This window comes from Phenylobacterium sp. (genome assembly GCF_035276905.1).
GTDB lineage: Bacteria > Pseudomonadota > Alphaproteobacteria > Caulobacterales > Caulobacteraceae > Phenylobacterium.
In genome coordinates this window covers 1-7,609 of the sequence record NZ_DATELG010000283.1, presented here as the reverse complement: position 1 = coordinate 7,609, position 7,609 = coordinate 1, and the positions used below count along the sequence as shown (strand labels likewise).

Annotated in this window: 6 protein-coding genes; 5 read left to right on the top strand and 1 reads right to left on the bottom strand. The window is 70.9% G+C overall.

Annotated elements, in window-relative coordinates:
- Window positions 1-143 precede the first annotated feature (143 nt).
- Window positions 144-1,544, bottom strand: coding sequence for an IS701 family transposase (locus tag VJS38_RS13225; protein WP_414692444.1), 1,401 nt, complete (start codon window positions 1,542-1,544; stop codon window positions 144-146).
- A 196-nt stretch (window positions 1,545-1,740) separates the two neighbouring features.
- Between VJS38_RS13225 and VJS38_RS13220 the strand changes: the two genes are divergently transcribed.
- The 5 genes from VJS38_RS13220 to ftsA form a co-directional block, all read left to right on the top strand.
- Entirely contained in the window at window positions 1,741-3,021 is a 1,281-nt protein-coding gene (locus VJS38_RS13220; protein WP_324088616.1) for a SulP family inorganic anion transporter, read from the top strand.
- A gap of 98 nt (window positions 3,022-3,119) precedes the next feature.
- Window positions 3,120-4,463, top strand: a complete 1,344-nt coding sequence (locus tag VJS38_RS13215) for a M20/M25/M40 family metallo-hydrolase (protein ID WP_324088615.1) — start codon at window positions 3,120-3,122, stop codon at window positions 4,461-4,463.
- A gap of 58 nt (window positions 4,464-4,521) precedes the next feature.
- Complete coding sequence (locus VJS38_RS13210) at window positions 4,522-5,511, top strand: D-alanine--D-alanine ligase (RefSeq protein WP_324088614.1); 990 nt, start codon at window positions 4,522-4,524, stop codon at window positions 5,509-5,511.
- Between the two features lie 103 nt (window positions 5,512-5,614).
- Complete coding sequence (locus VJS38_RS13205) at window positions 5,615-6,343, top strand: cell division protein FtsQ/DivIB (RefSeq protein WP_324088613.1); 729 nt, start codon at window positions 5,615-5,617, stop codon at window positions 6,341-6,343.
- A gap of 106 nt (window positions 6,344-6,449) precedes the next feature.
- Window positions 6,450-7,609 (top strand): cell division protein FtsA (ftsA, locus tag VJS38_RS13200; RefSeq protein ID WP_324088612.1); only part of this gene is annotated, 1,160 nt, incomplete at its 3' end.

Genomic DNA, 7,609 nt, shown 5'->3' with positions numbered 1-7,609 from the left:
CGGGGGGCGCATCGGCTACACCTTTTGATGACGACCTAAACCATTCGCAGCCGAAGTGGACGCCGGTTTGGTGTCGCGACTGGTCTAACTTCAAAGGCTTATGAGCATTCGTCGGTTCATTCGAACCGCCGAATGCTCTAGTCTTACTGCGTCATATTCGTCGGGGCGGCGTCCGCGCCCGGCGTGGTCGCCCGCAGCAGGGACATCGCGGCAGTCGTCTGACGAGGGCGAGAGCGAGGCGTCGTCGCAGGGTGGCGATCGAGTTGGGGATGTGCCGTTCTGGCCGGATCGGCGGCGCCTCGGGGTCGATAACCGTCGGGTAGGCCAGCCTGCGGGCCGTTGCTGGAGGAACCAGGTCCTGAGGGGGGAATCGTCTCCCGCTCGGAGATCAGGAAGCCGTAGGCGGCGATCGACAGGCTGGCGTGGTGGTGGAAGCCTCGCCAGCTTCGGCCTTCGAAGTGGTCGAGGCCCACTTCCTGCTTGAGGTCCTGGTAGTCGCGCTCGATGCGCCACCTGAGCTTGGTCAGCTCGACTAGGCGCTCGAAGGCGATGTCTTCGGGCAGGGTGGAGAGCCAATAGCGGGTCGGCTCGGCCTGGCCCTTCGGCCATTCGACCAGCAGCCACTCCACGCTACGTTCGGGCAGTGTCCGGTGGCGGTGGGCCGAGCAGACCCTCACCCGCGCGAAGCGGCCCGACAGCGGCTCGGCCGCACCTTCGCGCCACTCGACCTGCTCCCAGGCTTCGTCCGGCAGGCCCAGGGCGATCTCCTTGACCCCGACCACGTGCCGTTGGCGCCGCCCGCTCTTGGGCCGCGTATGCCCCGCCGCCGGCGGATGGCCGGGAGCGAACACCAGGGTGTCGCTCAGCACGCCCGCGACATAGCTGAGCCCCAGGGCCGTCACGCCCAGACGCAGCCGCGCGTCCACGCCGTAGCCGGCGTCCATCAGCACCACGCCCGGCGGCAGCCCCGCCTCGCAGCCCCGACGGATCTGCTCCAGGGCGATCTGCGGCTTGGTGGCGAAGGCGACGTCCTCGGGAACCCCCGCCTTGCTGCGCTGGGCCGCGTCCTCGGCCCAGGGCTTCGGCAGATAGAGCTGGAACGCCACCGGCAGGCTCGCCCAGGCGTTGGCCAGCGACAGGCTCACCGCCACTTGGCAATTGTCCTGCTTGCCGATCTCCCCGCAGTACTGCCGCGCCACCCCAACCGAATGGCGGCCCTTCTTACGAAAGCCGGTGTCGTCGATGATCCAGGCCTCGATCGGCCCATGGCGCTCGATCACCGGCAGCACCAGCTCGCCCACCTTGGCCAGCAGCTTCTCGTCCGACCACGGCGAGACGCTGACGAAGTGCATCAGCGACTGGTGCTGGGCCGACACCCGCGACGGCGACGTCGCCGCCGCCAGCGGCTCGATGCTCTTGCGATCCAGCGGCAGCATCAGGCCCGTGCAGTAGTCCCTGAGCCCAGCCCCCCGGTCCGAGCGACCCAGAACACTGGCCAGCCTATCCGCATAGGCCTCGAAACGAGCCTCGGCCTCATCCGACATCTCAGCCTCCCGGCGATCAAATCCGAAGCACCAAGGCTGAAGCGTCCCGCGACCAACGTGGATGTGGCGAGATGACTCAGTAAGACTAGGCGATTGCCGCAGCCTTGAGCAGAATCAAGGCCGAGGCGACGGATAGACGCATTGGCTTGGAGGAGATCCCTCCCCAGATTTCAGTGCAAAGCAGGTCGTCACCGCCATGCCCAACGGCGCAGCCACAGCGCATCTCTATCGGCCGAAGATCGTCACGGTCCTTTCCGAAGGCTACGCGGGAGCGGCGCTGAAGCGCGATCTGCTGGCCGGACTGACCGTCGCCATCGTCGCCCTGCCGCTGTCCATGGCGATCGCGGTCGCGTCGGGCGTGTCCCCGGACCGCGGTCTCTATACGGCGATCGTCGGCGGCTTCCTGGTTTCGGCGCTTGGCGGCAGCCGGTTTCAGATCGGCGGGCCGGCGGGCGCCTTCATCGTCCTGGTCTCGGCGACCGTCGCCCGGTTCGGCGTCGAGGGGCTGCTGCTCACCGTGCTGCTCTCAGGCCTGATGCTGGCCCTGCTGGGCGCGCTGAGGCTGGGGTCGCTGATCCGCCATATCCCGCATGCGGTGACGGTGGGCTTCACCGCTGGCATCGCGGTGACGATCCTGGCGAGCCAGCTCAAGGATCTCGCCGGCCTGAGGCTCATTGGGGCCGAGCCCGGTCCTGTCCTGCCGAAGCTGGCGGCGCTGGCGTTCGCCTTGCCGACGCTCAATCCCGCGGCCCTGGGCCTGGGACTTGGGGCGGCGGCGTTGATCTTCGCGCTGCGGCGCTGGCGACCCCACTGGCCGGGCATGTTGATCGCCGTGGCCGCCGCCGCTGCGCTCGCCGCCTTCGGCCATCTGGACGTGGCCACCATCGGCAGCCGCTTCGGCGGGATCCCGCACGGCCTGCCGGCGCCCCGGCTTCCGGCTTTCGATCCGAAGCTGTTGCGCGAGGTGGCGCCTGCGGCGCTCTCCTTCACCCTCCTGGGCGGCATCGAGAGCCTGCTCTCGGCCAAGGTCGCCGACGGCATGACCGGCCGCATGCATCGCTCGAACATGGAGCTGGTGGCCCAGGGCCTGGCCAACATCGCCTCGGCCCTGTTCGGAGGCGTCAGCGTCACCGGGACGATCGCGCGGACCGCGACCAACATCCGCGCGGGCGCGGCGAGCCCGGTCGCGGGCATGCTGCACGCCGGCTTCCTCTTGGTCTTCATGCTGGTCGCCGCGCCGCTCGCCAGCTACGTGCCGCTGGCCGCCCTGGCGGGCGTCCTGGTCGTGGTCTCCTGGAACATGGCGGAGAAGGCGGAGTTCGTGCGCCTGCTGAAGAATTGGCGGACCGCCGCGGTGCTGATCGCCACCTTCGGCCTGACGCTGCTGCGCGACCTCACCGCCGGCATCGTCGCGGGCTGCCTGTTGGCGGCGCTGTTCGCTCTGCTGCATCGCGCGATTCCCGAAGAAGGCGCCTGACGCCTCGGTCATGGCTTGACCATGGCGTCCTGCGCCGGCACGGCTAAGGCGTGACCCCGCGCCCTCGCCCTCTTCTTGCGTCCATCCTGGTTTTGGGCGTGCTCGGCGCAGCCGGTCCCGCCGGCGCGCAGGATCTCGCCGCGGAGGCGGCGGCCGTCCGCGACAAGGCGCTGTCCGACCCGACCGCTTGGCGCATCGTCGAGAGCCTGACCACCGAGGTCGGCGCCCGGCCGGTGGGGACGGCGGCGATGGCCCGGGCCCGCGACTGGGCGCTGGCGAAGCTGGCGTCGCTGGGCTTCGAGAACGTCCGCGCCGAGCCCTTCACGACCAAGGCCTGGATCCGCGGCGAGGAGAGCGCAGAGGTCGTCGCGCCCGCGCCGCAGAAGCTTCGCATCCTGGGCTTGAGCGGTTCGGCGCCGACGCCGAAGGGCGGCCTCACGGGCGAGGTTGCGCTCTTCCCCACCTACCAGGCGATGCTCGACCAGCCGGCGGGGGCGCTTGACGGAAAGATCGCCGTCGTAACCCAGGCCATGACCCGCACCCAGGACGGTTCGGGCTATGGCGCGATCCTCGCCCAGCGGGCGCATGGCGCGACCGAAGCCGCCAAGCGCGGGGCGATCGCCTATCTGGTGCGCTCCCTGTCGACGATGCAGACGCGGGCGCCGCACGCCGGCTATGCGGACTACGCCGGCATCCCGGCCGCGGCCCTTTCACCGCCGGACGCCGAGCAACTCGAGCGGCTGGCGGCGCTCGGCAAGCCGGTCAGCCTGAAGCTGGTCATGGCCTCCACCGTCGATCCCGCCGCCACCGCCTGGAACGTGGTGGGCGAGATCCGCGGCCGCGAGCGGCCGGACGAGCTGATCGTCGTCGGCGGGCATCTGGATTCCTGGGACCCGGGGACCGGCGCGACCGACGACGGCGCCGGCGTCGCCATCACCACCGCGGCGGCGCGCCTGGCGACGCTGCACGCGCGGCCGAGGCGGACGATCCGCGTGGTGCTGTGGGGCTCGGAGGAACAGGGCGGCTCGGGAAGCGCCTATGCTGCGGCTCACGCAGCCGAGGTCGGAAACGTGGTCCTGGCCGGTGAGGCCGACATCGGCGCCGAGCGGGTCTGGCGGGTGGCCTTGCCGGCCGCGGGCCGCGATCATCCGGCGGTCAAGGCCTTCCTGGCCGCGCTCGCGCCGTTCAGCGTCGTCGTCTCGCCCGATCCCGCGGTCCGCGGCGGCGCCGACGTCGACGGCCTGGTCCAGGCCGGCGCGCCCGTCGTGCAGGTCGCCCAGGACGCCAGCCGCTATTTCGACTTCCATCACTCGGCCGACGACACCCTGGACAAGATCGATCCGAAGGCCCTGGCCCAGGCGACCGCCGTCTGGGCGAGTTTGCTCGAGGTCGTGGCGAACAGCGACGTCGACTTCCGCCCCCGCGGCGCGTCGTCCCCTTGACCCCCGCGCCCGGCTAGGCCACCGCGGGACGGTCCCAACCGCAACCGAAGAGTCGCCCATGGCCGCCCCCCTCGCCGGACACCACGTCGCCGTCCTCCTGGGCGGGCCTTCCTCCGAGCGGGAGGTGAGCCTGGTCTCGGGCCGCGAGTGCGCCGACGCCCTGGAACGGCTGGGCGCCGAGGTCAGCCGCGTCGACGCCGGCCGCGACCTGGCCCAGGTGCTGGCGGGACTGAAGCCCGACGTCGTGTTCAACGCCCTGCACGGCGCCTGGGGCGAGGACGGCTGCGTCCAGGGCGTGCTGGAGACGCTCGGCCTGCCCTACACCCATTGCGGCGTGCTGGCCTCGGCGCTGGCGATGGACAAGGCCAAGGCCAAGGCAGTGCTGGCGGCGGCCGGCGTCGCCGTGCCGGGCGGCGGCCTCTTCAACCGCTTCGACGTGGCGCGCGGCCACGTCCTGCCGCCGCCCTATGTCGTCAAGCCGAACGCCGAGGGCTCCTCGGTCGGCGTCTTCCTGGTGATGGAGGGCGCCAACAGCCCGCCGCAGGAGGTCGTCGCGCCGTCCTGGACCTTCGGCGAGGAGGTGATGGTCGAGCCCTACATCCGCGGCAAGGAGCTGGCCGCCGGCGTGATGGACGGCAAGGGGATGATGGTTACCGAAATCATCCCCAGGACAGGCTTCTATGACTACGAGGCCAAGTACGGCGAGGGCGGCTCGACCCACGTCTGCCCGGCCGATCTGCCGGCGCATGTAACTGAAAAGGCTCTGAAACTCGCCGAGATGGCGCACGCCGCCCTGGGTTGTCGCGGGGTTACCCGATCGGACCTCCGTTATGACGATATTAATGACGTTCTGGTCCTATTGGAGGTCAACACCCAGCCCGGCATGACCCCGACTTCGCTCATCCCCGAGCAGGCGGCGAAGCAGGGCGTGGGATTCGACGACCTGGTTCTTTGGATCACGGAGGACGCGTATGCCCGCGGCGGTGCGGGGGGGATCGCGAGTACAGGCGAATCCTCGGGCCAAGGCGCCCGCCAGTCCCAGAGGTAAGCGTCCGTCTTCACCGAAGCCGGCGCCGCCTCCGGGACGCGGCGGGGCGCCGAGCCCGGGTCTTTCCCCCAGGACAGTTCTGCTCGCCGCCGCTGGCGTGGTCGTGCTGGCGCTGTGCGTCACGCTGGCGACCGGCCACCGCGGCGAGCGGCTGGTCCAGGGCGTGGGGCGCGGCGTCGACGCGAAGTTCGCCCAGGCGGGCTTCCGGCTGAAGAAGGTCCATGTGCAGGGCGCCTCGCCGATGGCGACGGCCGACATCATCCGCGCCGCCGGCGTCTTCGCCGACCAGCCGCTGGTCGGCCTCGATCTTGAGGACGTGCGCCATAAGGTCGAGAGCGTGGGCTGGGTGAAGCAAGTGCGCGTCGTGCGCCTCCTGCCCGACACCCTGGTGTTCGCGGTCGAGGAGCGCCGGCAGCTCGCCGTCTGGCAGCACGCCGGCAAGACGGCGGTGATCGACGACCACGGCCAGGTGATCCCGGAGGCCGATCCCTCGCGCTTCGCCAGCCTGCCGCTGGTGGTGGGCGAGGGGGCCGACGCCGCCGCGCCGGCGATCCTGCCGATCATCGCCCAGCGGCCGAAGCTGCTCAGCCTGACCGACGCCCTGGTGCGGGTCGACGACCGGCGCTGGGACGTGCGGCTGAAGGACGGCTCGCTGATCCAGCTGCCCGCGACGGGCGAGGACCAGGCGTTGATGCAGCTCGAGCAGCTGGATCATCGCTCGCACATCCTCGACCTGGGCTTCGACCGGATCGACCTGCGCAACCCCGAAATGGTGGCCGTGCGGCCACGCCAAGCAGCAGCGACCGGCCGTCCCATGACGGCTGGCGCCTAGAGCGCGCTTAGCGCGCTCTAAATTGTTGAAAAAATGGACCCTTCTTATCCGGTTCGGATGACTTCATCCGAACCGGGAAGGGTCCGGGGCAAGAAAGCCTGACCTGATGCTGAAGACTGCGACGCGTAGCGAAGAGAAGAAGGACGGTCTCAAGGCCGCCCTCGTCCGTCCGCCCGTGGTGGCGGCGGTCGATCTGGGCGCGGCCAAGGTGACCTGCTTCATCATGAAGCCGGACGGGATCCGGCGCGGCGACCGCACCCTGACCACCGCCGGCGTCGGCTACGTCCAGTCGCGCGGCGTCCGCGGCGGCTCGATCGTCAACCTGGACGAGGCCTCGGAGGCCATCGCCCAGGCGGTGGAGCGGGCGGAGAACGTCGCCGGCGTCAACGTCCAGGGCGTCACCGTGGCGACCTCCGGCGGCCAGCTCAGCTCCGCCCGCGTCGGCGGCCGCGTCTCGCTGGGCGCCCGGCCGATCTCGGACAACGACCTCGTGCGGGCGATCCAGCACGCGCTCTCGCAGATCAAGCTGCCCGGCCGCCGAGCCGCCCACATCCTGCCGATCGCCTGGTCGGTGGACGGGCAGGGCGGGGTGCGCGACCCGCGCGCCATGTTCGGCCGCGTGCTGGGGGTGGAGCTCCTGGTCGTCTCGGTCTCCGAGACCGTCTACCAGACGCTCGGCGCCTGCATCGAACGCGCGCATCTCCAGTTCGAGGGGGTGGTCGCCGCACCGTTCGTCTCGGCGCTGGCCGCGCTGGAAGAGGACGAGATGGATCTCGGCTCGGTCTGCATCGACATGGGCGGCGGCTCGACCTCGGCGGCGGTGTTCAACGCCGGCTCGCTGGTGCACGTCGAGACCGTGCCGGTCGGCGGCCAGCACGTCACCCAGGACATCGCCCGCGGGCTTTCGACCTCGGTCGCCGGCGCCGAGCGCATCAAGACCCTGCACGGCTCGGCCATCGCCTCGGCCAACGAGGACCGCGAGATGATCGAGGCCCCGCCGCGCGGCGACGATCCCGGCGCGGGCCCGGTGGTCGCCCCGCGCAGCTTGCTCAAGGGCATCATCGCTCCACGCGTCGAGGAGACGCTGGAGCTGCTGCGCGACCGGCTGAAGGCTTCGGGCGCCCCGATCGAGGCCGGCGCCGGCCTGGTGCTGACCGGCGGCGCGAGCCAGCTCGCCGGCGTGCGCGAGGTGGCCGTGCGCGTCTTCGACCGTCCCGTGCGCCTGGGCCGTCCGCGCCGGGTGCCGCATCTCGCCGACGCCGCCTC

Bases quoted from the DNA above. Each gene is read 5' to 3' on its own strand.
- VJS38_RS13220 (WP_324088616.1), top strand. From the start codon at position 1,741: ATGCCCAACGGCGCAGCCACAGCGCATCTCTATCGGCCGAAGATCGTC.
- VJS38_RS13225 (WP_414692444.1), bottom strand. From the start codon at position 1,544: ATGTCGGATGAGGCCGAGGCTCGTTTCGAGGCCTATGCGGATAGGCTG.
- VJS38_RS13210 (WP_324088614.1), top strand. From the start codon at position 4,522: ATGGCCGCCCCCCTCGCCGGACACCACGTCGCCGTCCTCCTGGGCGGG.